This is a genomic window from Streptomyces sp. NPDC059989 (genome assembly GCF_042736975.1).
GTDB lineage: Bacteria > Actinomycetota > Actinomycetes > Streptomycetales > Streptomycetaceae > Streptomyces.
The window spans coordinates 122,845-148,429 of the sequence record NZ_JBHWUO010000012.1 but is presented as its reverse complement, the minus strand read 5'-3'; the positions used below and the strand labels follow the sequence as shown (position 1 = coordinate 148,429).

The 25,585-nt window shown below is 69.8% G+C and carries 21 protein-coding genes and 1 riboswitch; of the genes, 12 read left to right on the top strand and 9 right to left on the bottom strand.

Features of this window, described 5'->3' with window-relative positions; all coding sequences use genetic code 11:
• Positions 1-23: 23 nt before the first annotated feature.
• Both ACFWBN_RS13590 and ACFWBN_RS13585 read right to left on the bottom strand, forming a co-directional pair.
• Positions 24-1,133 carry a sensor histidine kinase gene (locus ACFWBN_RS13590; protein WP_385175514.1) on the bottom strand — a complete coding sequence of 370 codons (1,110 nt, stop codon included), beginning with the start codon at positions 1,131-1,133 and terminating at the stop codon, positions 24-26.
• Positions 1,126-1,920: a response regulator transcription factor gene (locus tag ACFWBN_RS13585; RefSeq protein ID WP_385175511.1), complete on the bottom strand. Its 795-nt coding sequence runs from the start codon at positions 1,918-1,920 to the stop codon at positions 1,126-1,128. The genes ACFWBN_RS13590 and ACFWBN_RS13585 overlap by 8 nt, the downstream gene beginning before the upstream one ends.
• Before the next feature lie 123 nt (positions 1,921-2,043).
• Here ACFWBN_RS13585 and ACFWBN_RS13580 point away from each other — a divergent pair, with 123 nt between their 5' ends.
• From ACFWBN_RS13580 to ACFWBN_RS13570, 3 genes are read left to right on the top strand one after another with little or no spacing between them, the layout of a single operon-like run.
• On the top strand, positions 2,044-2,760 hold the full coding sequence (locus tag ACFWBN_RS13580; protein WP_385175507.1) for a glycosyltransferase family 2 protein: 717 nt from the start codon (positions 2,044-2,046) through the stop codon (positions 2,758-2,760).
• Positions 2,757-3,377, top strand: coding sequence for a DUF2064 domain-containing protein (locus ACFWBN_RS13575; protein ID WP_385175504.1), 621 nt, complete (start codon positions 2,757-2,759; stop codon positions 3,375-3,377). The genes ACFWBN_RS13580 and ACFWBN_RS13575 overlap by 4 nt, the downstream gene beginning before the upstream one ends.
• The gene (locus ACFWBN_RS13570; RefSeq protein ID WP_385175501.1) at positions 3,374-4,033 is read left to right on the top strand and encodes a class I SAM-dependent methyltransferase; all 660 of its coding nucleotides are present in this window, start codon (positions 3,374-3,376) and stop codon (positions 4,031-4,033) included. The genes ACFWBN_RS13575 and ACFWBN_RS13570 overlap by 4 nt, the downstream gene beginning before the upstream one ends.
• A 713-nt stretch (positions 4,034-4,746) precedes the next feature.
• Here ACFWBN_RS13570 and ACFWBN_RS13565 read toward each other — a convergent pair.
• Both ACFWBN_RS13565 and ACFWBN_RS13560 read right to left on the bottom strand, forming a co-directional pair.
• Positions 4,747-5,160 (bottom strand): hypothetical protein, encoded by a 414-nt coding sequence (locus ACFWBN_RS13565; protein WP_385175498.1) that lies wholly within the window; start codon positions 5,158-5,160, stop codon positions 4,747-4,749.
• Positions 5,160-6,302, bottom strand: a complete 1,143-nt coding sequence (locus ACFWBN_RS13560) for a molybdopterin-dependent oxidoreductase (RefSeq protein WP_385175495.1) — start codon at positions 6,300-6,302, stop codon at positions 5,160-5,162. Before ACFWBN_RS13560 ends, ACFWBN_RS13565 begins: the two co-directional genes overlap by 1 nt.
• Before the next feature lie 114 nt (positions 6,303-6,416).
• Here ACFWBN_RS13560 and ACFWBN_RS13555 point away from each other — a divergent pair, with 114 nt between their 5' ends.
• Entirely contained in the window at positions 6,417-7,856 is a 1,440-nt protein-coding gene (locus tag ACFWBN_RS13555) for a glycosyltransferase 87 family protein (protein ID WP_385175492.1), read from the top strand.
• Between the two features lie 76 nt (positions 7,857-7,932).
• On the opposite strand, the gene ACFWBN_RS13550 is transcribed toward ACFWBN_RS13555, so the two are convergent.
• Both ACFWBN_RS13550 and ACFWBN_RS13545 read right to left on the bottom strand, forming a co-directional pair.
• Positions 7,933-8,886, bottom strand: a complete 954-nt coding sequence (locus ACFWBN_RS13550; RefSeq protein ID WP_385175489.1) for a sigma-70 family RNA polymerase sigma factor — start codon at positions 8,884-8,886, stop codon at positions 7,933-7,935.
• 19 nt (positions 8,887-8,905) lie between these two features.
• Positions 8,906-10,105 (bottom strand): NAD(P)/FAD-dependent oxidoreductase, encoded by a 1,200-nt coding sequence (locus ACFWBN_RS13545; protein ID WP_385175486.1) that lies wholly within the window; start codon positions 10,103-10,105, stop codon positions 8,906-8,908.
• Between the two features lie 326 nt (positions 10,106-10,431).
• On the opposite strand from ACFWBN_RS13545, the gene ACFWBN_RS13540 reads away from it, so the two are divergent.
• Positions 10,432-10,605, top strand: a complete 174-nt coding sequence (locus ACFWBN_RS13540; RefSeq protein ID WP_385175483.1) for a hypothetical protein — start codon at positions 10,432-10,434, stop codon at positions 10,603-10,605.
• A 622-nt stretch (positions 10,606-11,227) separates the two neighbouring features.
• Here the strand turns inward: ACFWBN_RS13540 and ACFWBN_RS13535 are convergent.
• Positions 11,228-12,367: a helix-turn-helix domain-containing protein gene (locus ACFWBN_RS13535; RefSeq protein WP_385175480.1), complete on the bottom strand. Its 1,140-nt coding sequence runs from the start codon at positions 12,365-12,367 to the stop codon at positions 11,228-11,230.
• A gap of 86 nt (positions 12,368-12,453) precedes the next feature.
• On the opposite strand from ACFWBN_RS13535, the gene ACFWBN_RS13530 reads away from it, so the two are divergent.
• The 3 genes from ACFWBN_RS13530 (at position 12,454) to ACFWBN_RS13520 (ending at position 16,040) form a co-directional block, all read left to right on the top strand.
• On the top strand, positions 12,454-13,509 hold the full coding sequence (locus ACFWBN_RS13530) for a ferredoxin reductase (protein ID WP_385175477.1): 1,056 nt from the start codon (positions 12,454-12,456) through the stop codon (positions 13,507-13,509).
• A 7-nt stretch (positions 13,510-13,516) separates the two neighbouring features.
• Positions 13,517-14,635, top strand: a complete 1,119-nt coding sequence (locus ACFWBN_RS13525; RefSeq protein ID WP_385175474.1) for a fatty acid desaturase family protein — start codon at positions 13,517-13,519, stop codon at positions 14,633-14,635.
• A gap of 76 nt (positions 14,636-14,711) precedes the next feature.
• A riboswitch (cobalamin riboswitch) is annotated at positions 14,712-14,926 on the bottom strand.
• Between the two features lie 169 nt (positions 14,927-15,095).
• The gene (locus ACFWBN_RS13520; RefSeq protein ID WP_385175471.1) at positions 15,096-16,040 is read left to right on the top strand and encodes a 5'-nucleotidase; all 945 of its coding nucleotides are present in this window, start codon (positions 15,096-15,098) and stop codon (positions 16,038-16,040) included.
• An 837-nt stretch (positions 16,041-16,877) separates the two neighbouring features.
• On the opposite strand, the gene ACFWBN_RS13515 is transcribed toward ACFWBN_RS13520, so the two are convergent.
• Together ACFWBN_RS13515 and ACFWBN_RS13510 are read right to left on the bottom strand one after the other, a co-directional pair.
• Positions 16,878-18,377 carry a DHA2 family efflux MFS transporter permease subunit gene (locus ACFWBN_RS13515; RefSeq protein ID WP_385175468.1) on the bottom strand — a complete coding sequence of 500 codons (1,500 nt, stop codon included), beginning with the start codon at positions 18,375-18,377 and terminating at the stop codon, positions 16,878-16,880.
• Between the two features lie 839 nt (positions 18,378-19,216).
• A complete protein-coding gene (locus ACFWBN_RS13510) occupies positions 19,217-20,020 on the bottom strand; it encodes a DUF5685 family protein (protein ID WP_385175466.1) in 804 nt (267 codons plus the stop codon).
• Between the two features lie 526 nt (positions 20,021-20,546).
• Here ACFWBN_RS13510 and ACFWBN_RS13505 point away from each other — a divergent pair.
• The 4 genes from ACFWBN_RS13505 to ectB all read left to right on the top strand — a co-directional run bounded on the left by ACFWBN_RS13505 (position 20,547) and on the right by ectB (position 25,581).
• On the top strand, positions 20,547-20,963 hold the full coding sequence (locus ACFWBN_RS13505) for a hypothetical protein (protein ID WP_385175462.1): 417 nt from the start codon (positions 20,547-20,549) through the stop codon (positions 20,961-20,963).
• 9 nt (positions 20,964-20,972) lie between these two features.
• Positions 20,973-23,012, top strand: coding sequence for a hypothetical protein (locus ACFWBN_RS13500; protein WP_385175459.1), 2,040 nt, complete (start codon positions 20,973-20,975; stop codon positions 23,010-23,012).
• Between the two features lie 657 nt (positions 23,013-23,669).
• Positions 23,670-24,212 carry a diaminobutyrate acetyltransferase gene (gene ectA, locus ACFWBN_RS13495; RefSeq protein ID WP_385175456.1) on the top strand — a complete coding sequence of 181 codons (543 nt, stop codon included), beginning with the start codon at positions 23,670-23,672 and terminating at the stop codon, positions 24,210-24,212.
• A gap of 100 nt (positions 24,213-24,312) precedes the next feature.
• Positions 24,313-25,581, top strand: coding sequence for a diaminobutyrate--2-oxoglutarate transaminase (gene ectB / locus ACFWBN_RS13490; RefSeq protein ID WP_385175453.1), 1,269 nt, complete (start codon positions 24,313-24,315; stop codon positions 25,579-25,581).
• The last annotated feature ends 4 nt before the right edge of the window (positions 25,582-25,585 follow it).

Genomic DNA, 25,585 nt, shown 5'->3' with positions numbered 1-25,585 from the left:
GTCGTCGGCCGGTTCCGCACGGCCTACGCAAGTGCAGGGAGGGTCAGTTCGAAGCGGCAGCCGCCGGGCACGTTGTGGACGTCCGCACGCCCGGAGTGGGCCTCGACAATGCCCCGTACGATCGCCAGGCCCAGGCCCGCACCCGAGGGAGGAGTGCGGGCCTGACTGCCCCGCCAGCCGGTGTCGAAGACCCTGGGCAGGTCTTCCTCCGGGATGCCGCCGCAGGCGTCGGTGACGGACAGCACCACCACGTCCGCGCGGCGTTCCGCAGCGATCGCGACCGTACCGTCGGCCGGGGTGTGGCGGATGGCGTTGACCAGCAGGTTCGACAGCACCCGCGTCATCTCTTTGCCGTCGACCTCTACCGGCAGCGGGGCCACGCCTGCACCTGCCAGGCGCACTCCGTGCTCGCGCGCGAGCGCATCGGTCCCTGCCAGCGCATCGCCCACCAGGTCATAGAGGGAGATCCGGGTGGGGTTGAGGGAGAGGGCTCCAGCATGGATGCGGGACAGCTCGAACAGGTCGGTGACCATGGAGTTGAGGCGGTCCACCTCCGCGCGCATCTGGCGGTGGTAGCGGGCCGGGTCTGCGGCCATGCCGTCCTCCAGCGCCTCCGACATCGCCCGCAACCCGGCCAGCGGTGTCCGCAGGTCGTGCGAGATCCAGGCCACCAGCTCACGCCGCGAGGTCTCCAGGGCCCGCTCGCGTGCACGCGAGGCGGCAAGGCGCTCACTGGTGAGGGCCAGCTCGCGGCTCAGCGCCGCGAGCTCGGCGGGGGCCGGCACGGCGGGAGCCTTGAAATTGCCCTCCTCCCCGAAGTCACGAGCCGCAACGACGAGTTCCCGGCAGCGCCGGACGACCTGGCGGCCCAGCAGCAGCGCCGTGCCCAGCGATACCGCGGCGGCCATCGCGACGACCGTGGTCACCACGGCGAGGTCATGGGAGGACAGGAACATCGCCCACGCGACCGCGAGCGTCCCGGCGAGCATCGCGGACACGGCGACCGCCGCGACCACCGCCAGGGACACGGCGACGCTGCGCCGGCGCAGTATCCGCAACGCCACGGCTCCGAGGATCCCGGCGGCCGCCGCGCCGAGGAAGGCGTACAGGGCGATCAGCAGCAGGTCACGCACGGCCGTCCTCCGTACGGGCACCGGCCGCCGCAGGAGCGAGCGAGTGGGGGCCCACCTCGAAGCGGTATCCGGCGCCCCATACCGTCCGGATCAGCTGCGGGTCGGCCGGGTCCTTTTCGATCTTGCCCCGGAGCCTGCGGACGTGCACGGTCACCGTGGAAAGGTCTCCGAAGTCCCAGCCCCAGACCTCCCGCATCAACCGCTCCCGGTCGCAGACCTGCCCGGGGTGCCGCAGGAAGTAGGTGAGGAGGTCGAATTCCCTGAGGGTGAGGGCCAGTTCCGCTCCGTCCCGCGTCGCCCGCCGGGCAGCAGGGTCTACGGTCAGTCCGGCCGCCGCGAGCAGGGGCTCGCCGGCCGGGACGGCCGACGATGCCCTGCGCAGGACGGACCGGACGCGCAGGACCAGTTCGCGCGGGCTGAAGGGCTTGGTCACGTAGTCGTCCGCGCCGACTTCGAGGCCCAGGATCCGGTCGTCCTCGTCGCCGCGGGCGGTGAGCATGACCACGGCCACGGAACGCCTCCTGTCCCCCAGGGCCCGCAGCCGACGGCAGACCTCCAAGCCGTCCATGCCGGGCAGCATCAAGTCGAGGACAACAAGGTCGGGCCGGTGCCGGGCGGCGATCTCCAGCGCGGCCGGGCCGTCCGCGGCCCGGTGCACGGTGAACCCTGCCCGCTCCAGATAGCCGGCGACGACCTCCGAGACGGTCGGGTCGTCGTCCACCACCAGGACACGGCCCGTGGCGTCGTGGGAGGCCGGGCCACGGTCGGTTTCGTTACTGGATGCCATGCCTCCAGGGTGACACCGTGCGGTGCGGCGTGGGCCTGGGCCGGCCTCCGTTGGACGCGGTGTCCGCGTTTCGTAAGGTCTTCGGGCGCCGTTCTTCGCCCTGCGGTTCCTACGGTGTGGAGGGTGACTCCTTCTGCTTGTCGTCCGCCCCGCGCGGACCTCGTACTGCCGTGCCTCGACGAGGCGGAAGCCCTCCCCTGGGTCTTGGCGCGGGTGCCGGCCGGGTGGCGGGCCATCGTCGTCGACAACGGCTCCACCGACGGCTCGGCCGACATCGCCCGGTCCCTCGGCGCCACCGTCGTGCACGAGACCCGGCGCGGCTTCGGCGCCGCCTGCCACGCCGGGCTGCTCGCCGCACGCGCCGAGTTGGTCTGCTTCTGCGACTGCGACGCCTCCATGGACCCCGGCCTGCTCGCACCCATGGCCGAGCGGGTCGCGGCCGGCGAGGCGGATCTCCTGCTCGGCCGGCGCCGCCCGCAGGGACGCGGTGCCTGGCCCACGCACGCGCGTGCCGGAAACATCGCCCTGGCCCGCATGCTGCGCCGCCGCACCGGACTGCGGCTCCATGACCTCGGGCCCATGCGGGTCGCCCGCCGCGAGGCACTGCTCGGCCTGGACCTCAGCGACCGGCGCAGCGGCTATCCGCTCCAGATGGTCGTGCGGGCCGCCGACGCGGGCTGGAAGGTGACCGAGACGGACATCCCTTACCTCCCCCGATCCGGGAAGTCCAAGGTCACCGGGACCTGGCGGGGCACCTGGCACGCCGTACGGGACATGCGCAGGGTCCTGGCCGAGCCACCGAGCGCCCGCCCCTCCCCGACCGAAGGGATCTCCGCATGAGCACCCTCCTCGTCATCGCCAAGGCTCCCGTCGCCGGGCGGGTGAAGACCCGACTGACCACGCAGTTCACCCCGCAACAAGCCGCCGACCTGGCCCTCGCCTCACTCCAGGACACCCTCGCGACGGTCCTGGCAACCCCGGCCGAGCGGCGTGTCCTGGTCCTCGACGGACAGCCGGGCCCTTGGATCCCGGACGGCATCGAGGTAGTCCCGCAGGGTACGGGCGGCCTGGACGTCCGACTGGCGGCCGCCTTCGCCCTGGCCGAAGGGCCGGCCCTGCTGGTCGGCATGGACACCCCGCAGGTCACCCCCGGCCTGCTCGCGCGCGGACTCGACTTCACCGAGGCCGACGCATGGTTCGGGCCCGCCGAGGACGGAGGGTTCTGGGCCCTCGGCCTCGCCGACCCCGACCCGGCCCTGCTGCTCGGCGTCCCCATGTCCGTGGCCCACACCGGTGAGGTGCAGCGGCGGCGCCTGACCGATGCGGGTCTATCCGTACGGGACCTGCCCGAGCTGTGCGACGTGGACACGCCCGCCGACGCGGAACGGGTCGCGGCCGCGGCCCCGCGGACGCGCTTCGCCGCCCTGCACCACGGCCTGTGCGCGGTGACCCGATGACCGCCCAGCTGGCCGAGCCCGCCACCCGCACCTGGCAGGCGGACCCGTACGCGGACGCCCTCCGTACCGGGCAGGGGCCGCTGTTCCTCCGTCGGCGCGACGGCTGGCTGCTGCCGCTCGAAGTCGAGCGGTGGTGCGCCGAGCCCGACGCGGCCGACGCCACCGTCTTGGCCCGATGTACCGGGCCCGTCCTCGACATCGGCTGCGGACCGGGCCGTCTGGTCGCCGCCCTCGCCGGGCTCGGCCATACGGCGCTCGGTGTCGACGTCACCCCCGAGGCCGTGGCCCGTACCGAGCGGGCGGGCGGCAGCGCCCTGTGCCGGTCGGTGTTCGACCCGCTTCCCCGCGAAGGCGGCTGGGGCACGGTCCTCCTCATGGACGGCAACATCGGCATCGGCGGGGACCCCGCCGCCCTGCTGCGCCGGGCCGCCGAACTGACCGCCCCCGGCGGCTCCCTGCTGGTCGAGGTCGCCACCGCCGACGTCGACGAACGCGTCGAGGTGTACGTCGAGGACGGCGCTGGCGGCCGCGGAGCCTCCTTCTGGTGGTCCCGGCTCGGCACCCGCGCCCTGTGCGCGGAGGCGAAGGCCACGGGCTGGACCCCGTACGACACGTGGCAGACGGCGGGCCGGCACTTCGTGCACCTCACGCGCTGACGGTTGCCGAGCTGCGAACAGCCGGGTGGGATCCGCAACAGTGCGGATCCCACCCTGGGTGCCCAGGACGAAGGCGCCGCCGAAGAAGCTGAGCCGGACTCCGCTGGGTAGATCGCCATCCGGTCGAAGTCCCGCACCGGCTCGAATCCGCCCAGGAAGCCGAGCTGCCATACCCGGTGGCGCGACCGGACCAGGGCCGGCGAGTCGCGCAGGCCGTTGTTGCCGACGACGTCGAAGACCGCGTCGATACCGATCTCCCGCTCGGCGACCTGGGTGGCGAGGACGGTCGCGCCGTGGTCGACCGCCAGGTTGACGGCGACCTGGCCGAGCGAGGAGGTCGCTCCCCTCACCAGGACGGTCTCGCCCGGCCGTAGGTCGAGGTTGCCGAACAGGCCGCTCCACGCGGTCGCGTACACCTCGGGAACCGCGGCCAGAGCGGCCCAGTCCAGCGAGGAGCGCACGGCGACCACGTTTCGCCGTCGGCGGGCACCGGCTGAGCAGATCGCGCACCAGACTGTCGAAGTAACTGCGGATCTCCGCGACCGAGGCGCCCGGAGCCTCCAGCTCGCCCAGCTTCTCGGGGACTACCAGCCGCGAGTACCGCTCCAGCGACGTCAGGAACAGGGCGCACTTGCCGCCGGGGAAGGCGCTGTAGAGGCTGCCGGGCTTGGCTCCCGTCGCCTTCACCAGATCCTCGACGGACACCGCCCCGATCAGGCCCGACGGCTCTCCCGGCTCACCCGGCGCGCCACGGCACGCACACCGACGTACGCGAGGGTGAACAGCGCGATGGCGGCCAGGGCGAGCAGCCAGTTGCGCAGGTAGTCGAGCGGCAGGACGGTGGGGTTGGCCACGCCCCCCGGACGCAGGACCGGGGGAAGGGCGATCGCGGTCAGGGAGCCCGCGACGATCAAGGCTCCACGCAGTACCCCGTGCAGGCGCAGGCCCGCCACGGCGACGAGGGCGGCGATCGCCATCACGAGCGGTGCGACGAACCCGTCGTGCACCACCACCGCTCCCCCGAGCCACACGGCGATCCGCCACGGCTCGGGCTGCTGGAGGAGCAGCCACCCGCCCCAGGCCGCGCACACCAGCCCGAATCCGCCCATCACGTATCGGAAGTTCATCACGCGACCTCCAGTCGGCCGACCCACTTGGTCTGCAGGACACCGGGCCGGTTCGGGGCGATGATCCGCGCCGGGTAGCCGTGGTCCAGGGACAGCTCCTCGCCGTTCAGACGCAGTGCGAGCAGCGTGAGCGGGTCCTGCGCGTAGTGGCGCCCCATCTCCATCACCCGGTAGGCGCCCGCCGCTTCGAGGGAAACCACCCGGGCCCGTGCGTCTGGGCCGCTTCCCGCTCGCTCCAGGAGGTCCCGTACCCGTACCCCGGTCCAGTGGGCGGACTGGCTCCAGCCCTCGACGCAGGCGATGGGCAGGGTGACGTCGTGCTGCGGCATGGCGCGCAACTCGTCCAGCGTGAGGGTGTACGGGCGCGGCCCGTCCACGGTCAGATGCCAGTCTGCCAAGGAGGCCTCGGTGACACGCGCGGCGGCGGCCGTCCGGTTCACGGGGAGCCCTTGGGCCCCGTGCGCGGGGCTGCGCGGGCCGAACAGTTCCAGCCGGCCGAGCGCGGTGACGGACTGTCCGACCGTGGTGAGCGTGACCGCTCCGACCGCGGCCGTGACGCCGAGGAGGAGCTGGCGCCGGTCCGGCCCGTCGGCCTCGGGCAGTGCCAGGGTTCCGGGGGAACGGAGCGTGAAGTGGTCGCGGATCTTCGGCCATTGCACTGCGACGTGCAGCAGGAGCGATCCCAGCAGGAGCCAGGCGACCGCGTAGTGCACGGGAACGAAGTTGAAGGGCCAGGGGTACCACTGGAAGGTGTTCAGCAGCCCGGTGAACAGCTCGAACAGTCCGGCCGCGACCAGGACGGCCACCGAGATCCGCTCCAGCGCGTGGAGGACCGATCGCACCGGCGGCCACGCGAAGAGCCGCGGGTAGACCGCCCACAGCTTCGCCAGCAGCAGCGGGATCGCGGCGATCCCGGAGGCCACGTGCAGACCCTGGGTGAGCCGGTAACCCCAGTACGGGCGGCTCGGCAGCGAGTCGGCCAGCCATCCGGGCGGGTGCTGGAAGTAGTGGCTCAGCACACCGGTCGCGAAGCAGACGGCCATGGCCAGGCCGAGCCGGCGGCCGATGGCGGTCGCGGTACGGGCATCATGCAGGCGCGCCTTGAAGGTGACGGGCGGCCCGGAGGGCAGGGTGAAACGCATGCCCCCATCACACCCCCGACGAGGCCCAAGCAGGCTGCCGGAACACCTTACGAATCACGGACATCCGAGGCGGCACGGCCCACGGGAGAGCCGATCCCTGGAACGATTCCGCAGGTGAAAGCCCCTACCGCCCTCACTCCGCGCACCGCGCTGGTGACCACCGCCGTCGCCCTTGCCGCACTCACAACACTCCTCGCCCGCACCATCATGTACGGGGGCTACTTCAGCGACCCCGGCGGCCTGTTCTGCTGGTACGCGGCCTGCTGGGTGCTCTTCACCGTCGCGCTGCCGGCTCTGCGCCGGGTCCCGGCCCGCCACGTCGCGTGGCTGATCACCGCGGGGGCCGTCGCCGTCACGCTGACCGGGCTGATGGGGCCGCCGCGGACCAGCACCGACTCCTACCGCTACGCCTGGGACGGCCGAGTCCAGTCCGCCGGCATCTCTCCGTACGACCACACCCCACAGGACCCGGCACTCGCCCGGCTCCGCGACCCCTGGCTCTTTCCCACTGGCGCCGCCTGCACGGGCCCCGACCTCGCCCCGATCCCCCACACCGGCAGCACGCCCCACTGCACCCGCCTCAACAGGCCCGCCGTCCACACCATCTACCCGCCCGTCGCCGAGGCGTACTACCTCGCCGTCGACCGCCTCTCCCCCGCCGACTCCCGCCACAAGCCGCTCCAGATCGGCGCCGCCCTGATCTCCCTCGGCGTCACCGGCACGCTCCTCCTGGTCCTGCGACGGCGCGGCGACGGCCTCCGCAAGGCCGCGTACTGGGCCTGGTGCCCGGCCGTCCCCGTCGAGGCCGTCAACAACGCCCACGTCGACGTCCTGGGCGTGCTCCTCGCGGTCGCCGGCCTCGGACTCGTCGCCTCACGGGCACTGACCCGGCGGGCAGCGGGCGGAGTGCTGATCGGCGCCGCCATCGCCACGAAGCTGATGCCGGCCGTCGTCCTCCCGGGCGCCCTGTCCGGCGTCCGCCGCGTCCGCGACGCGGCCGCCGTACTACTGCCCGTCGCGGCCTTCGTCGTAGTCGTCTACCTTCCGTACGTCCTCCTCTCGCACGGCTCGGTCTTCGGCTACCTCGGCGGCTACGTCGAGGAGGAGGGCTACGACGACCCCTCGGCCGGATCCCGGTACTCGCTCCTGCGCCTGGTCCTGCCCGACACCTGGGCCTTCCCCGTACTGCTCGTCATCGTCGCGGCGGTGTCCCTGTACGTGATGTGGCGCGGGGACCCGCGACGCCCCTGGAGCGGCGCCCTCCTGGTCACCGGATGGTCCTTCGCCCTCCTCACCCCCGGATACTCCTGGTACGCGCTCCTCCTGATCGCACTCGTCGCCCTGGACGGGCGCTGGGAATGGCTCGGCATCCCCCTCGCAGGCGCCGCCGTCTACGTCCTCGCCCCGACGCTCCACTTCCAGCCGTCGCTGAGCAACATCGCGTACGGCGCAGCAGCGGCCCTCGTCCTCGTGATGACCTGGATCCGGCGGCGAGCCAGGGTGAGGGGGGCCGAGGCCCCGGCCACGGCGTCACGGCATCCGTACCCGGCTTGAACCCCCGACCGGCCGGGGAACCCGGGAACGGTTCAACGCAACGCGGGTGCCGCGCCTGGCCGCGGTCGGCGTCGGGTCACCACTCGGTGATGAGCGGCGCGTCCGGTTCGTGCTGCCGCCAGGCGTCGGTGAGGCGGACGAGGCGGGCAGGGGCGGCGATGCCGCGCACGGTTGCGATCTTGCCGCCTGCCATGTCGAAGGTCACCGCGCCGACGACCTTGCCGCCAGGCACGAAGAGGACGGCGGGGGCGCCGTTGACGAGCGCGAAGTGCACGGCGGAAACGCCGCCGGCAAGCCGCTGTTTGGCGGGTGTGGATGTGAACCCGGCCCGTGCGATGGCGGCGATGCGCTCCGGAGTGTCGTACCGCAGCAGCTTCTTGGTCAGGCCGGCGCCGTCGGAGATCGCGGTCGCATCGTCGGTGAGCATCGCCACCAGCCGTTCGACGCGGCCCGACGAGGCGGCGGCGAGGAACTCCTCGACAATCCTGCGGGCCGATGCCGGGTCGAGTTCACCGGCGCCGCGGCGCGCCGTGGTGATGTGGCGCCGGGCCCGGTGGAGGTGCTGCTGGCTCGCAGACTCGTTGATGTCGAGGATCTCGGCGATCTCGGCATGGCTGTAGGAGAACGCTTCACGCAGGATGTAGACGGCCCGCTCGAGGGGTGACAGGCGTTCCATGAGGGTCAGTACGGCCAGGGAGACCGTTTCGCGCTGCTCGTAGGTGTCAGCCGGACCGAGCATCGGGTCGCCGTCGAGGAGCGGTTCGGGCAGCCAGGCACCAGCGGTGCGTTCGCGGCGGGCCTGTGCCGAGCGGAGCCGGTCGAGGCACAGGTTGGTGGCGACCTTGGTGAGCCACGCTTCCGGCACCTTGATCAGCTGCCGGTCCGCGGCCTGCCAGTGCAGGAACGCATCCTGCACGGCGTCCTCGGCGTCGGCGGCGGAGCCCAGCAGCCGGTACGCCAGTGAGGCCAGCCGGTTGCGGCTGGCCTCGAACCGACTGGTGTCGAACCGGTCAATGGCGGTGCTGTCCACGCGGATTACCCTAGGCGGGCTACACGGCCACCTTTACCGCGGCCCCATCCTGCGCGGCGGCCAGGTGGCGCTTGCGCTTGGGCAGGCCGAAGGTCGGGTGCGAGGTGGTCCACAGCGACATCTTGAGGATGCCCGCCTTGATCCGCGCGGCCTTCCGGCCGCTCACGTACTTCGGCTTTGCCTGCGCCTCGCCGTCGACCATCTGCAGGATCCCGTCCCGCCGCCCGAGGCTGATGTGGTTGCCGTGATACTCCAGCTTGGTGTTTGAGATCTTGCGGCCGGTCAGGCGTCCCACGATCGCGGCCGTGACCTGCATGCCGGTGTAGCCGGCCGAAGCGCAGGACATCGGCAGCGGCCGGCCGTTGTCGCCGATGGCGTAGGCACTGTCGCCGACGGCGTAGACGTTCGGGTGCGAGAGCGACCGCATGGTGCGATCGACGACTATCCGACCGTCCTCGGTGACCTCCAGCCCGCCGGCGGCCGCGATGGGGTTGACCGCGAACCCGGCCGTCCACACCGTCGCGTCGGACGCCAGGGGGGTCCCGTCGGCGCACAGCACCCGAGTCGCTTCGACGGCTTCGACGCTGGTGTGCTCCAGGACGGTGATGCCCAGCCGGTCGCAGGCCTGGCGCAGATGGCTGCGGGCGCCGGCGGAGAGCGAGGCGCCCAGCTCGCCGCGGGCGACCAGCGCCACCGACAGGCCGGGCCGGGATTCGGCGATCTCGGTGGCGGTCTCGATGCCGGTCAGCCCGTCGCCGACGACCAGCACGCTCCCGCCGTCGCCCCGCCTGCTCAGGCCGTCCAGGCGCTCGCGCAGGCGCAGCGCCGCCGGACGACTGGTGACGTGGAAAGCGTGCTCGGCCACGCCGGGGACGCCGTGGTCCGCGACGTGACTGCCGAGCGCGTAGAGCAGCGTGTCGTAGGCGAGCTCGCCTCCGCCGTCGGCGTCAACCACGGCGACGACCTGGCGCTCAGGGTCGACGGCCGTGACACGGGCCAGGCGCAGCCGTATCCCCGTGCCCGCGAAGACGTCGACGAGCTTCGGGGCCTCGATCTCCTGGCCGGCCGCGAGCTGGTGCAGCCGCAGCCGCTGGACGAAGTCCGGCTCGGCGTTGACCACGGTGATCTCGGTGTCCGCCGGGGACAGCCGGCGGGCCAGGGTCCCGGCCGCGTAGGCCCCGGCATAGCCGGCGCCGAGGACGACGATGCGGTGCTTCATGTGATGCTCCTGTCGGTTCGCTTGCTCTCGGTGACTTGAGCGGAACGGCGCCCCGATTGCTGACAGGAACCTCGTGTGACGTGAGCCACAGAGCGCAAGGGTGTCATCCATCGCTGCGCGCCACGCCGAGGAGGCGCAGATGCAGGCCGAGCTGAACGAGTGACCCTCGGCGTCTCCCTCGGCATGCCTCCCTCCGGCGCCGGCGCCTCCAAGCCGCTTCTTCCGGATCAGCAAGCCCTCGGGCAGCCAGGGCTATTGCCCGGCAGATTGCCGGCGAACTTCGAGGGCCGTTCGAAGGCATGCCCGGCCTTCACTTCAAGAGCTTCATGCTCGACGAAGACGTCGTTCGGGCAAGGAACTTCTACGTGTGGGATGACGAGGAGAAAGGCCGCGCCTTCTTCACGGAGGAGATCGTCGACAAAGTGACGGGGATTTATGGCGTCCCGCCCAAAATCGAGTACCTCGATATCGTGGGGTTCGTCGACAACTCCGGCACCTGATTCTCAAGGAGGCTGTCGTACAAACCGGGCTGCCATTGCGCTTGCAGTTGGCGATCTGGTCGGCGGGTTGTGGGATCACAGCCCTGCATCCCGCGGGCTCGATCATCGGCACGCGGCACCGGGCGGACCGCTGCTGGGAGTGTTCCCAGACATCGCCCTCATCCCCCTGCCGGCCGTGATCCTCCTCGTCTCCGCCGTCAAGCTCGCCCGACACGACTGACACCGTTCAGACCGATTCGCCTTGACGAGCGTCGAGACTCCGAGAACCTCCCATCACGCCCCACCCCGCCGCCCCAGGAGCCCGCGAACCCAGATCCGGACCATTTCCGGACCAGCCCCCTCCAAGGAGCCGTACTTCCTGCCATTTGGGCTGGTCAGCATGCGGGCAGCTGCTGTACCAGCAGCAGACCAAGAACTTCCTGGTCTCGTACTCCCCCAAGAAGCTCGGCTTCTTCCAGGAGCCCGAACAACGGCACCTGACCTGGGCTTTCGCCCGTCAGGCGCCGTCGGCGCGACCCGCTCGACACGGGTGTCGATTCTTCCGGTTCCTCCCGGTTCCTCCCGCCCCTCTCCCACTCCAGACCGGCTGCTCCGAACCAGTCGCGGACGGGCGAAGTACGCGTCAGCTGACCCGAAGACCGACCGCCAGCGTCAGTTCGAGGACCCGGTGTGGCGATGCGAGATCCGGAAACAGCTCCCGCAGCTGCGACATCCGGTACCGGACGGTCTGGGGATGGACGAACAACGCCGCCGCCACCTCGTCCCGCCTGCCTTGGTGAAGCAGCCACGCCCGCAACGTCTCCTCCAGCCGCCGTGCGGTCGCGACAGGCAAGGTCCCGAGCGGTGCGAGGGCTCGGGCCCGCAGGTCTGCGAACGCGTCCACGTCGGCGCTCAGCACCAGCTCGGGCAGGTGGTCCTCGGTGTCGCGGATATCGGAGGAGAGGGAGCGCGCGCGTGCGGCTCGTGCGTACGAGGCGGATGCACGAGTCCATGGCCGGGCCGGGCCGACCACGGCGGTGCGGTCGGTCAGCTGCCGCAAGAGATGTGACCGGTCGGCATCGGGGACGAGCAGCACACCGAAGGCGTCCGGCAGATCGTCGAGGACGAGGGTGCTCGGGTCGAGCACGCGGTAGGCAGGCCGAGCCTGGGCGGCGGGCAGCAAGACGGCGGTCAGCGAAGCCGGAGGCTGCCACCCGGCCCGTTGAACAGAGGCCAGCAGCACGTCCGGGCTCGCGCCGGCGAGGAGGTCGCGGGCCAGGTGTTCCAGGTGGCGCTCGTGGTCCCGGCCCCGGGCGGCCAGTTCGTCGGCGTGGCCCGCGGCGCTCGCGGCGGAGAGCTCGTCGATGTAGGCGAAGGTCAGCTCGGCGAACTTGGCGACCTCGGCGGCGGGCAGACCTGCGGGTACGGCACCCGCTGCCAGGCATCGCCAGGCCACGCGGGCGCCGACGCGGTAGGCGCTGAGCAGGGCGTCCATCGAACGCCCGTCGCGCACCTCGCCGCGGCCCAGCTCGTAGGCCGCGTCACCGGCGTCGCCGCCTGTGGCGTTCCCGCTCGCGAGGTCCAGGTAGTGCCCCAGGGCGGTGCGGACGGCTCGGCGGATGGTGACGCCCATGCGGCCCGAAAGGGCGTTGGCGTAGGGAGGGACCTCGTCGATGATCGCCTGGACGACCTCGTCGGCGGTGGTCTTCAGCGCGGCCCGAACTGCGGTGACCGTTGCCTGGTCCAGGGCCAGCTCGGTGACCCTCCGGATTGGATGGCTCATGTTTTATTCCCTGCGAACAATTCAGCCGACCAAATTTACGTCTTTCGGTCAGGACTTTACGCCTTGAGGCGCATCAAGCTGGGGTCATGACGAGTGCAGCCCTCCGCAGTAGGGCGTGGAAACTGCTGGAGATGATCACGACGCCGCTGCTGCCGTCGGACTACCTCGACCTGGTCAGCCCGCTGCGTGCGGGCGCTGACCTGCGTGGGCGCATCGAGGCCGTGCACCCCGAGACGGGTGACGCCGCGACCATCGTGATCAGGCCGGGAAGGGGCTGGCGCGGTCACACGGCCGGTCAGTACGTGCGGATCGGGGTCGACGTCGACGGGAGGCGCCTGTGGCGCGCCTACTCCATCACCTCGCCGACGAACCGCCGGGACGGCCGCGTCACGATCACCGTGAAGGCGATCCCGGACGGCAAGGTCAGCAACCACCTGGTCCGCAGGGCGAAGCCGGGCACGCTGGTCCAGCTCGACCAGCCGACCGGTGACTTCGTACTGCCGAAGGCCAAGCCCGCCAAGGTGCTCTACCTGACGGCCGGCAGCGGCATCACGCCCGTGATGGGCATGCTGCGTGACATCGAGTTCGACGACGTCGTCATGATCCACTGCGCGCCGCAGCCGCAAGACGTGATCTTCCGCAGCGAACTGCACGACCTGGTCGCGGACGAGAAACTGCGGCTCACCGAGGTGCACACCGACACGGACGGCATGCTCGACATCGCCCGTCTCGACGAACTGGTGCCCGACTGGGCCGAGCGCGAGACCTGGGCCTGCGGGCCCGCGGGCCTGCTCGACGCCGCCGAAGGGTTCTGGCGCGAACACGGCGTCGAAGAGCGCCTGCACACCGAACGCTTCCGCCCCGGCATCGTCGTCGCCGGTGACGGCGGCGAGGTCACCTTCAGCGCCACCGGCAAGACCGTCGACGCGGACGGCGCCACGCCGTTGTTGGACATCGGCGAGGAGGCCGGCGTGCTCATGCCGTCCGGGTGCCGTATGGGCATCTGCTTCGGCTGCGTCACGCCGCTCAAGGCGGGCGCCGTCCGCGACCTGCGCACCGGCGAGATCACCGAGGCCGAGCCGGGCGTCCTCATCCAGACCTGCGTGTCCGCCGCGGCGGGCCCCTGCGACATCGAACGGTAGGAGCACCTTGACCGCCATCGACCCCACCGCCCACCTGACCGCGGAGCAGATCGAGGAGCTCGGCCGCGAGCTGGACGCGATCCGCGATGAGGTGATCGCCAGCCGAGGCGAGAAGGACGCCGCGTACATCCGCAAGGTCATCTCGGCGCAGCGCAAGCTCGAGCTGGTCAGCAGGGGTGTCCTGCTGTTCTCGATCTTCCCTCCCGCGTGGGTGATCGGCACCGCCGGCCTGTCCGTGGCGAAGATCATGGACAACATGGAGATCGGCCACAACATCCTGCACGGCCAGTGGGACTGGATGCGGGACCCGAAGATCCACTCCACCACCTGGGAGTGGGACCACGTCTCGCCGTCCGACCAGTGGAAGCACTCGCACAACGAGCTGCACCACACCTACACCAACGTGATCGGCAAGGACAACGACCTCGGCTACGGCATCATGCGCGTCGACGAGGACCAGAGGTGGCACCCGTTCCACCTCGGCCAGCCGCTGTGGAACTTCATCAACGCCTGCTTCTTCGAGTACGGCATCGCAGCGTACGACCTGGAGCTCGGCAAGAACCTGCACAAGCGCCGCCGCAAGAACCCGGAGTTCCGCGCGCGGGCCAAGGCCGTTGGCCGCAAGATCCGCAAGCAGGTGCTCAAGGACTACGTGATCCACCCGATGCTGTCGGGCCCGTCGTTCCTCCCCACGCTCGCCGCCACGTTCACCGCGAACCTGGTCCGCAACATCTGGACCCACTCGGTGATCATGTGCGGGCACTTCCCCGAGGGCGTGCATGTCTTCGAGCGCCGGTCGATCAAGGGCGAGACGCGCGGCCAGTGGTACCTGCGCCAGATGATGGGCTCGGCGAACATCACCGGCAGCCGGGCCATGCACTTCATGACCGGCAACCTGTCGCACCAGATCGAGCACCACCTGTTCCCGGACCTGCCGAGCAACCGGTACGCCGAGGTCGCGGTGAAGGTGCGCGCGCTGTTCGAGAAGTACGAGCTGGAGTACGTCACCGGGCCGCTGCCCAAGCAGGTGTTCTCCGCGTGGCGCAAGGTCTTCCGGCTCTCGCTGCCGAACAAGAAGCCCAAGGTCGATGCGCCGGACCGCGAGCAGGATCTCGTCGCTGCCTGATTCCCGGTATCGGTTCAGATCTTTGGGGCCGTGCCGGCGGCACCGCCGGATCACCGGGATTTCCGCACACGGAATCGTCCGCGTGCGGGCAACGGGCAGGTCTTCGGACTCGTGGGCACGCAGGCCACTGGGGCCAGCCCCTACTGACCATCGCTTCCCAGGACCTCACGGTCCCAGTACGCATGACGGCGGTCGTTCCCACTTCACCGCTGCGGGGCAGCCCCGGATTCCCGCCGGGTTCCCTCTTACGACACCTGGCGGACGGGGCGAACCAATTGCACGCGCCCGACTGGGCCGTGCGCCCGCTGGGCGACGACCACCGTCCATTGTTCGGACGAGCGAACGAGACGCGGCCGCCCGGAGCGCAGCTGGCTGCCGAGCAAGGGGCGCACATGTTTTCGGAATACTCGAACAGGCGATAACCGTCTCGATGTTGCACGTGTGCCAGCAGGGGGGCGAGATGAAGTACGACCTGTCCGACCGCGTCGTCATCGGGATCGCCTCCAGCGCCCTGTTCGACCTCGCCGACTGCGACGCGGTGTTCCGGCAGCAGGGTGAGGACGCGTACCGGAGGTACCAGGAGGCCCACGTGGACGACGTCCTGGACAAGGGGGTGGCCTTCCCCTTCGTCCGGCGCCTGCTGTCGCTGAACGACCTCGCGGAGCCCCTCGATCCGCTGGTCGAGGTCATCATCCTGTCGCGCAATGACCCGGACACCGGGCTCCGCGTCATGCGTTCCGTCGCGGCGCACGGTCTGCACATCAGTCGGGCCGTGTTCCAGCAAGGCCGGTCGTCACACCGCTTCATAACCGCTCTGAACATGTCCCTGTTCCTGTCGGCCAACGGTTCCGACGTTCGGGAAGCGGTGGCCGACGGCCTGCCGGCGGGGCATGTACTCGAGACCGAGCGAGTCGATGACGACACCGACCAGGAACTCCGCATCGCCTTCGACTTCGACGGCGTACTGGCGGGCGACTCCTCTGAGCGGATCTACCGAACCGCCGGCATCGACGGGTTCCGCGCGCACGAAGTCCTCAATGCGGCCACCCCTCACGACCCAGGTCCCTTGAAGGACTTCCTCGCGGGCATCAACCGCATCCAGCGCCGCGAAGAGGAAGAACGCCGCAAGAATCCCGCCTACCAGCCCCGCCTGCGGGTGTCCCTGGTCACCGCCCGGGACGCCCCCGCACACGAACGTGCCGTGCGTAGCCTCAAGCAGTGGGGACTGCGCGTCAACGACGCCTTCTTCCTCGGCGGCATCGACAAGGCCGCCGTGATGAGCGCCCTCGACCCGCACATCTTCTTCGACGACCAGGTCTCCCACCTGGCCGGCACGGCGCCGGCCACCCCAAGCGTTCACGTACCGTTCGGAGTCGTCAATGCACCCCTCCCTGGGCCTGAATGAGTGGCGGTGGCGTACTTGCGGCCATGCCTCGTGCATCGGCCAGCGCGCCTGCCAGCCCCCGGACGAGCGCAGCTGTCCCTGTCGCGATCGGAACTCGGACCATCGCATTGCACCGGGGGAACGCCCCTGATGGAAGCAGCGGCCCAGGGTGGCCGTACGGCGAGCCGATTGCACGTACCCCGCCGCCGATCGCTCCCGCGGCTTCCCGCTCCTGCCCGATCCCTACCACCCGGGCCGGAACGTCCAAGATCCGGACCATTTCCGGGCCAGCCGCTGCCAGAAAGCCTCGCCAACTATCGTTTCAGCAGGTCAGGGCGGTGCGGCTGCTGTACCACCAGGAGACGAAGAACATGCTGGTGTCGTATTCCCCGAAGAAGCTCAGCTTCTTCTGGATAGGCGAAGTCCGTTGTCGGAAGTGGGTGTTGCCTTCCCCGGACAACACCCACTCCAGCCACGCCAGGTAACCACAAGGCAACCCTGAGAGATACCTGCTGCGCTTCAGGCATCGTTTCCGGGGACCAGTCACGGACCAAGAGTCGACTGCAGCATCGCAGACAGGCCCTTGGCTCCAGGCTGGGGTTGGCCGGCGGCAGCAGGCGCCGCAGCACCGTCTCTGCCGCCGCACCCCGCCCCCCAGCGAGTACAGCTGCGCGTCGAGGCATTCCCCATGTGTGGGCCCGGTGTTGAGGGCCGAGTCGCTGCGGCGGAGTCGTCCACACATGCCCGCCGCCGGCGGACCCGGCGCTGCTGGTCGCCGGGTACGACCGGACGAGCCGTTGGCCGCAGTCGAACCGTGCCCCCTTCGTCGCGGCGAGCACCGGGCCGATCACCAGGGCGTCAGGTGGGTGTGTGGGCGGTTTTGTTCGTCGTGGTGCCGTCTTCGTCCTGGGCCTCCGACGCAGCAGGCTGTTGCGGAGCGGGCGGGGTGCGGATCAGCAACGCGACCAGCACGGCCAGGGCGCCGATCACGGCGCCGATGCCGAATCCCCACCGGATGCCCGTGGCGAGGGCGCCGGTGGTGTCGGCACCATCGGCTGCTGCCGTGGCGGCGTGTCCCGACATGACACTGATGACCAGGGCGGTGCCGGCGGCAGCCGCGACCTGTTGGAGCGAGCCCAGGATGGCGGAGCCGTGGGGGTAGAGGTGCGGCGGCAGTACGGACAGGCCGGAGGTGAAGACGGGGGTGAAGACGAACGCCATGCCCGCACTCAGGGCCACGTGAAGGGCGAGCACCAGCCACGGCGAGGTCTGTTCGTCCGTGAGGGCGAACAGCGCGAGGCAAAGCGCTGTGAGTACGGCTCCGGGTACGACCAGGCGTGGTGCGCCGAGTCGGTCGTAGAGCTTGCCGACCTGTGGTCCGAGCAGGCCCATGGTCAGGCCGCCGGGGATGAGGAGCAGCCCGGTCTGCAGTGAGGTCAGGCCGCACACCTCCTGCAGATAGATCGGCAGAAGGATGAACGCACCCATGAGGGCCATGAAGGACAGGCACATCAGGCCGAGCGCCACGGAGAAGTGGCGAAACGTCAGGGCGCGCAGGTCCAGCAGCGGTGCGGACGAGCGCTGCAGTGCCAGCTGTCGCCATACGAACAGGCCTACCAGCACGGCACCGACCAGGGCCGTGGCCGCCGGGGGCACCGGGGCCTGGGCCGCGTTCCCGGCACCGAGCCCGCTCAAGCCGTAGACCAGGGCGCCGAAGCCCGCTGCCGCAAGGGGGACGGACAACCAGTCGATCGGGCCGGCCTGCGGCTCGCCGATGTTGACCAGTTTGCGCCGACCGAATAGGGCCATGGCTCCGGCGATGGGAAGCACGGCCAAGAACAGCAGGCGCCATGACCCCAGCTGCAGCAGCACACCGGAGACGGCGGGGCCGAGGGCGGGTGCGACGGAGATGACGAGGGTGATGTTGCCCATGACACGGCCGCGGTCGTGCGGGGGTACGAGGGTCATCAGCGTCGTCATGAGCAGCGGCATCATGACGGCGGTGCCGCTGGCCTGGATGACGCGGGCGACCAGCAGTACGGGGAAGGTGGGAGCGGCCGCGGCCAGGGCCGTGCCGGCGAGGAACAGTGCCATGGCGAGGCCGAAGGCGGTTCGGGTCGTCACGCGCTGGAGGAACCACCCCGTCACCGGGATGACGACGGCCATAGTGAGCATGAAGGCCGTGGACAGCCACCCTGCGGCTGCCGCGGTGACTTCGAAATCGCGCATGAGCCGCGGGATCGCGTTGACCATGATCGTCTCGTTGAGGAGGACGACGAACGTGGACAGCACGAGAATCCGCAGCACGGCGGTGACGCGGGCGGGCGAGAGGGTGGGCGTTTCGTGTGGTGCGGGCATGGTGCCTTCCGTCAGGTGAGTGTCCTCCGCGCGTGGCGGTCACACTGAAAGACTGCGGCGCCGGGAAGAACTCATCGGTCTTCTCCGATCCTGTCGGTGCCGCCGCCCGAGCTCAAACCATTTTGCCGATCCGGAACGGCCAAGACATGGCTTCTGGAGGAGGTCGGCGCCGAGCTCCAGGAGGCTGCGCGCGCCGTCAACTGGGCGGCTACCAGTTCCCTGGCTCAGTCCTTGGTCGACGCCGGCTTGTCCATTCAGCCGTCCACCGCTGCGCTTCCAGACTGGTCACCACCAACCGCTGAAAGCTTCATCGGGGCCGAGTCGCACGGGTGTAGGCGGTACAGCCAGTGGCGTACGCCGTCGTCGACGCACAGCGTCGAGAGGTTCGGCACCCGGTTCCCCGCCGGGCGGGGAACCAGGCTCATCCATCGTCCAGTCGCAGCAGTCGCAGCAGCACTTGCACGGATTGCAGCAGCCACCGCAGCAGCCGTCACCCGAGCCACCGCCGGAACCACCAGAGCCACTGGACCCATGACCGCCGCCCGAACCGCCGGAGGAGCCACCCGAGTTACCGCCGCCCTGGCCGCCGGACCAGCCGTCACTCCCGGAACCGTCCCTGCCGGAACCATCCCGGCTCGAGCCGCCGTTGCGGTTGCCGTCGCCGAACCGCAAGGGCTCTCCGTCATCCTGGCCGGCGTCTTCGTTGCAGCGGCAGCATGTGGCGCACAACCTGCAATCGCCGCACAACCGGCCCCACTCGCGGCACCGCCGACACTGCCCCTCCGACGGCCGGCCCGACGCCATCACCCCGCCCTCCGGGGCCGCGCCCGCAAGCTCCCCTACGCCGCCGGCCGTGCCCGTGCCGGTCCCCGAGGGCGTTTCCGTCTCCGCACGGCGTCCCAGCCAGGGCAGCATGCGCAGGCCCCGCACCTGGCGGCGGTGCTGATGGTGACGATGCCGAGGGTCGAAGACTCGATCCACGGCACGCTCCAACTCGCCTCCCAGAAGCGCCCGTACCAGCCGCCCGTCGACGAACACGGCGTCGGACAGGGCGGTTCGGCGTTGCCCGGGCGGTCCGTGAGCACTGCGGTGTACGCGAAGGCGGCTGCAGTCGCCGTCTCCGCGGGCTCCGTGACCGTCAGCAGCGAGCTGCCGGGGCCGGTCGACCGCTCGACGTCCGGCTGGCGCTCGACCGCCCCGAGCAGCAGCGCGGTGTCGAAGCCGAGTCGTTCGCCGCCTGCGACGCCCGCACGGTCCCAGTTGTGGGCGATCCGGAGTGCCGCCAGCGCCACCGGGCGGCGCCCCACCAACCCGTCGCCATCGGCCACATGGTCACGCATCTTCGCTGCGGCCAGCACCAGCGACACCGTCGCCGCCAGCCGCGCGCCCTCACCCTGCGCCACGTCCGCCGACCGCATCCCGCGCAGCGGGCACGGACCGGCACCCCGCCGCCAGTCCCCGGTACGCTCCGACTGCGCTTCGGTCAGCACCGAGACGATCAGGCCGTCGTAGTTGGTGGCCACCCTCGCGAACTGCCCGTACTCGCTGCGCAAAGCCAGGCACAGCCCGCACAGATGCGCCATCCACTCGGTACGCAAGCCCTCGCCCAGGCGATGACGGCATGGCCTGATGATTCCGAACACCGAAGTTCTCCCCCGTAGGAACAGCTACCCGGACGCATCCGGTCGGACGGCTCACGGACGCAGGACTGCACATGAGGCACGACCCAGCGTGACGTCAACCGCATGTGACATCAACGCGCGGCCGACATCCTGGATGGTCCCTTCCGAGGGGTGTCCGCAGAGTCGAGTACGACAGCCACGGCGGCCAGGTGCCGCACTTGGTACACCAGGCCCATCCCGCCGTTGCCGTGCAGCCGCAGCACCTCGTACCGGCCGTCCACGACATCGCCGACCCGCCAGTGCGACGGTAACTCGGCTGTCCCGCCGGGAACTTTCATCCAGACCTCCGGGCTCGTGCAGGAGGTGCAGTGGATCACGTGGGGTCGCGTTCCACTTCGGAAACGGCCCCACTCCGTCATGGGCGCCGTGCTCGCCGGTACTGACCAGACTCCGCGAGACATCCGAGGTGTGTCGATCGGGGCGTTCGGAGGGCAACACGCGATTCGGGACCTACCGTTGATGTGCGCTGGAGACTTGGGAGTGTGCGATGGATCCTGAACTGGCAGCACTGGCATCGTCCGCCGCGACCGCACTGATCGCGGCGTGGACGACAGACGCATGGACGGGCGTGAAGGAGAGGGTCTCGCGGCTTCTGGGCCGCGGTGACGAGGTGCGTACAGCCACTGCCGACGCTGAACTCATCGTCCTTCGGGGTTCGTTGGTGAGAGCGGTGGAGTCTGGTGAGCCCGCGCGGGTTGCCGAGGCTGAGAGGCAGTGGCGTAGGCGCCTCACAGATCTCCTGCGCGACGAGCCGGCTGCCGCCGCTGAACTTCGATCCGTTCTCGATGAGCTCGAAGAGGTCGCCTCTGCTGAGAGGCCTCTCGCTGGGGATCACGTGGAGGTCCATGGCAACACGTTCCATGGCCCTGTCCAGGTGAAGGGAATCCAGCACAACCACGGGTGAAGGACGAAGATGACCGGCGAGGGTGACACCTTTGATGTTCATGCCAACCACTTTCGTGGGCCGTCCCAACTGAGTGGCACGCAGAACAACTATTTCACCTCCGAGGGGGCTGCCTCTCCCACAGCTGGCGACTGGATCCCCGTCACGCGTGCCGATCCACTGGCGTTGGGTGTGCACCATCCGCGGCGGATCGAGGGCCAGTCGGCGCTACCGCCCTACGTGATGAGGGACGTGGACACGACGGTCCGCCCCCGCATGTCCGGACTGCGCCAGAGCGGCGGCTTCATCGTGCTGACCGGCGATTCGACGGCCGGCAAGACACGATGTGCCTTCGAGTCGATGCAAAGCGAGCTTCCCGACTACCGTGTCTGGGCTCCCCCGCGCCACGCCGACCTCCGCGGCCTGACCAGGTCATCTGCCAGGGCGACGAGCGGCCTCGTGCTATGGCTGGACGATCTCGAAGACTACGTGCGCGAGGACGGCCTGGATCCGACACTGCTAGCCGACCTGATGCGGCAACGGGTGGTCGTGCTGGCCACCCTCAGGGATGAGTTCGTCGATCGGTTCCAGCGCCAAAGCCTCGCCCTGAGCCGAGCCGAGCAGAACCTGCGATTCGCGGATCACCTCGGAGCCCGCCTCTTGAACATGGGCGAACAGGTACCGCTCGAGCGGCTGTGGAGTGCTGCGGAACTGCGCCGCACCGCGGAGATGAACGATCCAGGACTGGACGATGCCCTCGCTCATCACGAGGCATACGGCATCCCGGAGTATCTGGCAGCGGGCCCTGCCCTGCTGCAGGAGATGCGCCGGGCAGGCAGAGCGGGAGGACAACCCCGAGGTTACGCGTTCGTCAAAGCCGCCATCGACCTCTGCAGGGCAGGCTTGGACGAGGTGCCGCTCGCGGCGCTGGAGGAACTGCACATCACCTATCTCGCCGCAGTGCCCGGCGCACGTCCGGAGAGCGCTGCCGATGCGATGGCCTGGGCGACGCGCATCCGCTACGGCGCGACCGCCATGCTCAACCCCACCGGTATAACGTCCGACTCGTGGAAGCCGTTCGACTACCTACTCGACGCCGCCTACCGTGAGGGCTCCGAGCCTCCCTTTCCTCGCGCTGCATGGGCCGTTGCGAGGAAGTACGCGCGAAGCGACGTCCACCTCTTCGTCATGGGGCTGCTTGCGGCTGTCTACGACGAATACGCCATCGCGGAAGACATCTGGCGCCCCCTCGCGGAAGCGGGGCACGCGGACTCCTGCTTCCGTCTCGCCATTCTGCGTGCGCACAACGGCCATCGGGCTGAAAGCGAACTCCTGTTGTCCCAAGCCGCCGATCTCGGACATGAAGACGCTCCCTACGGCCTGGGCCTACTGCTTCGAGACCAAGGACGCACGCAGGAGTGCGCCGTCCAGTGGCAGCGCGCCGCACAGCACGGCCACGCGGAGGCCGCCTACAGCCTCAGCGCACTCCTCCATGCGGAAGGACGCCTGGCAGAGGCGGAGTTGTGGCTGCGGCATGCCGCCGACCTCGAGCAGGGTGAGGCCCTCTACACCTTGGGCCTGCTTCTCGCCAAGCGGAAGCAATACAAGGAAGCCGAGTTCTGGGCCCGACGTGCCGCAGAAAGGCGTGTGGAGAAGGCCGACGAACTCCTGGAGGCCACGTTGCAGATCCAGGAGACTTTGAGGACCGTCGAGGAGCTTCGCGAGGAATCGCAGGCGGGGAACACCGACGCCGCCTTCGCGCTCGGCGAGCTGCTCCTGGGCCTTGACGAGCAGAAGGAGGCCGAGACCTGGTGGTATCGAGCTGCACGCGACGGGCATCCCGAGGCCGCGATGAGGGTCGGACTCACACTGGGCGTCCTCCGCGGGAAGTACGCAGAGGGAGAGCCCTGGCTTCGCCTGGCGGCAGCGGCAGGTAAGGCAGACGCCATGTATCAGTTGGGGCTGAACCTCGGGATGCAAAAACGGGTGCGTGAGGCTGACGACATGATGCGGCAGGCTGCCCGTGCCGGGCACCCAGGCGCTGCTGAATACGTGCAGCGGATCCAGTAGCCCCTCAAGCCACACTGCAGGGCGGCCCTCCACGGTAAGGCTGGACTACGGCAGCGATACGACGCGGGGCGCCGGGCGCCGGCATGGTCCGTTCGACGACGTGGTCGCTCTATTGGGAGTGAGCCGGGCCTCGGTGGTCAGCGCCGGGCCGAGGCCGGTCCGGTCAACTGATCCACATCCCGGACAACTGGTCGAAGAACCTCCTGGTCAGCTACTCCCCGAAAAGGCTCGGCTTCTTCTAAGAGCACGAAAGAAGGCGCCTGACCTGGGATGATCCGCGTCAGGCGCCCTCTGCGCGATCCGACCACGACGCGGCTCGGATTGCGTGCCTCATCCCCGCCCTCCCACTGGAACAGGGCAGTAGGTACTGCCCCCGCCTGCACGCCCCCTATAACCGCGCAGCCGTGAACGAAACCCCCGATCGACCGAGGGAGGCGTCACATTCAAGCGTCAAAAATGAGACAGGGCAAAGACGTTATCCGCTCGTTATAGAATCGAGTGGGCGGCGGAAATATACGGATTTTTCGCAAGGATGCAGGGTCAGAGTCAGCGCTTCACGACCCCCCAGAAGCTGTCTGCAACTATCACGGACCACACCGGCTTCGTAACCCCTTAGGTCCATGCAATTTGCTCCATCCCTGGGTAGCTTCGGTCCGCATGACTGCTCATGCAGAACTGGCCCATTACAGGAAGACCCTCCCGCCCACCTCGACGACGCACATCGACCGACCCCGCCCGGGTGACGGCCCCCTGCTGTGGCGCCTCGCCCGCGACTCCCGGACGCTGGACCTCAACTCGTCCTACAGCTACCTCCTCTGGTGCCGTGACTTCGCCGGCACATCCGCGGTGGCCCGCGACTCCTCCGGACGGGCCATCGGATTCGTCAGCGGATACCTGCGGCCCGACAGCCCCGAAACCCTGCTCGTCTGGCAGATCGCCGTCGACGAATCCGTCCGCGGCCAGGGAATCGCCGGAGCCCTGCTCGATGGCCTCTCCGCCCGCGTGGCGGCAGAACACGGAATGAGCGCCCTGGAGACCACCATCTCCCCCGGAAACCTCGCGTCGGAGCGAGTGTTCGCCTCGTATGCCGCACGGCACGGCGCCACGCTCACGCGCGAAGTGCTGTTCACCGCAGAAGAGTTCCCGGACAGCGGGCACGCCCCGGAGGTCCTGCACCGCATCGGTCCGCTCCACTTCTGATCGGCGGTTCTGCCCGGCGGCCCGCCGTCCGGGCCACCACGCCGAACACCCCGTACCGAACCCTCCGCACCAAACCCCCCGCGCGCACTGGAGAATTGCCTTGACCATGACCGAGCCGGTCCTGTCCGTCTTCGAGACCCTGGAATCCGAGGTACGCAGCTACTGCCGCGCCTGGCCCGTCGTCTTCGACCGCGCCACCGGAAGCCGACTGTACGACGAACACGGCCGCGGCTACCTGGACTTCTTCGCGGGCGCCGGGTCCCTGAACTACGGCCACAACAACGCCGTCCTCAAACGGGCCCTGCTCGACTACCTGGAGCGGGACGGCATCACGCACGGTCTCGACATGTCGACGACCGCCAAGAGGGCCTTCCTCGAAACCTTCCGGTCTCACGTCCTCGAACCCCGCGCACTGCCCTACAAGGTGATGTTCCCCGGGCCCACCGGGACCAACGCCGTCGAAGCGGCGCTCAAGCTGGCGCGGAAGGCCAAGGGCCGCGAGGCGGTCGTGTCCTTCACCAACGCCTTCCACGGCATGTCGCTCGGCTCGCTCGCCGTCACAGGCAACGCCTTCAAACGGGCCGGCGCCGGCATCCCGCTGGTACACGGCACCCCGATGCCCTTCGACAACTACCTCGGCGGCAGGACGCCCGACTTCCTCTGGTTCGAGCGCCTGCTGGAGGACCACGGCTCCGGCCTCAACCATCCGGCGGCCGTCATCGTCGAGACGATCCAGGGCGAGGGCGGGATCAACGTGGCCCGCGCGGAATGGCTGCGCGCCCTCGCCGACCTGTGCCGGCGCCGCGACATGCTGCTCATCGTCGACGACATCCAGATGGGCTGCGGCCGGACCGGCGAGTTCTTCTCCTTCGAGGAGGCAGGCATCACCCCGGACATCGTCACGCTGTCCAAGTCCATCAGCGGCTACGGACTCCCCATGTCCCTGTGCCTGTTCAAGCCCGAACTGGACCTGTGGGAGCCCGGCGAGCACAACGGCACCTTCCGCGGCAACAACCCGGCTTTCGTCACCGCGACCGCGGCGCTGGAGACGTACTGGGGCGACGGCGTTCTGCGCGAGCGGACCCTCGTCCAGGGCGGGCGCATCGAGAGCGCGTTGCGCGAGCTGTGTGCCGAACACGGCCGGCTGGGCGCGACGTACCGGGGCCGCGGACTGGTCTGGGGTGTCGAGTTCACCCAGAAGGAGCGGGCCGCAGAGGTGTGCCGCAGGGCCTTCGGGCTCGGTCTCCTCGTCGAGACCTCGGGCCCCGAGGGCGAGGTCGTGAAGCTGCTCCCGCCCCTCACCGTCACCGGCGACGAACTCGACGAGGGCCTCGACATCCTCGTCCGCTCCGTCCGCGAAACCGCCTGACCAG

Coding starts and splice junctions, on each gene's coding strand:
- ACFWBN_RS13585 (WP_385175511.1), bottom strand. CDS start 1,920: ATGGCATCCAGTAACGAAACCGACCGTGGCCCGGCCTCCCACGACGCC.
- ACFWBN_RS13575 (WP_385175504.1), top strand. CDS start 2,757: ATGAGCACCCTCCTCGTCATCGCCAAGGCTCCCGTCGCCGGGCGGGTG.
- ACFWBN_RS13570 (WP_385175501.1), top strand. CDS start 3,374: ATGACCGCCCAGCTGGCCGAGCCCGCCACCCGCACCTGGCAGGCGGAC.
- ACFWBN_RS13565 (WP_385175498.1), bottom strand. CDS start 5,160: ATGAACTTCCGATACGTGATGGGCGGATTCGGGCTGGTGTGCGCGGCC.
- ACFWBN_RS13560 (WP_385175495.1), bottom strand. CDS start 6,302: ATGCGTTTCACCCTGCCCTCCGGGCCGCCCGTCACCTTCAAGGCGCGC.
- ACFWBN_RS13545 (WP_385175486.1), bottom strand. CDS start 10,105: ATGAAGCACCGCATCGTCGTCCTCGGCGCCGGCTATGCCGGGGCCTAC.
- ACFWBN_RS13540 (WP_385175483.1), top strand. CDS start 10,432: ATGCTCGACGAAGACGTCGTTCGGGCAAGGAACTTCTACGTGTGGGAT.
- ACFWBN_RS13535 (WP_385175480.1), bottom strand. CDS start 12,367: ATGAGCCATCCAATCCGGAGGGTCACCGAGCTGGCCCTGGACCAGGCA.
- ACFWBN_RS13530 (WP_385175477.1), top strand. CDS start 12,454: ATGACGAGTGCAGCCCTCCGCAGTAGGGCGTGGAAACTGCTGGAGATG.
- ACFWBN_RS13520 (WP_385175471.1), top strand. CDS start 15,096: ATGAAGTACGACCTGTCCGACCGCGTCGTCATCGGGATCGCCTCCAGC.
- ACFWBN_RS13515 (WP_385175468.1), bottom strand. CDS start 18,377: ATGCCCGCACCACACGAAACGCCCACCCTCTCGCCCGCCCGCGTCACC.
- ACFWBN_RS13505 (WP_385175462.1), top strand. CDS start 20,547: ATGGATCCTGAACTGGCAGCACTGGCATCGTCCGCCGCGACCGCACTG.
- ACFWBN_RS13500 (WP_385175459.1), top strand. CDS start 20,973: ATGACCGGCGAGGGTGACACCTTTGATGTTCATGCCAACCACTTTCGT.
- ectA (WP_385175456.1), top strand. CDS start 23,670: ATGACTGCTCATGCAGAACTGGCCCATTACAGGAAGACCCTCCCGCCC.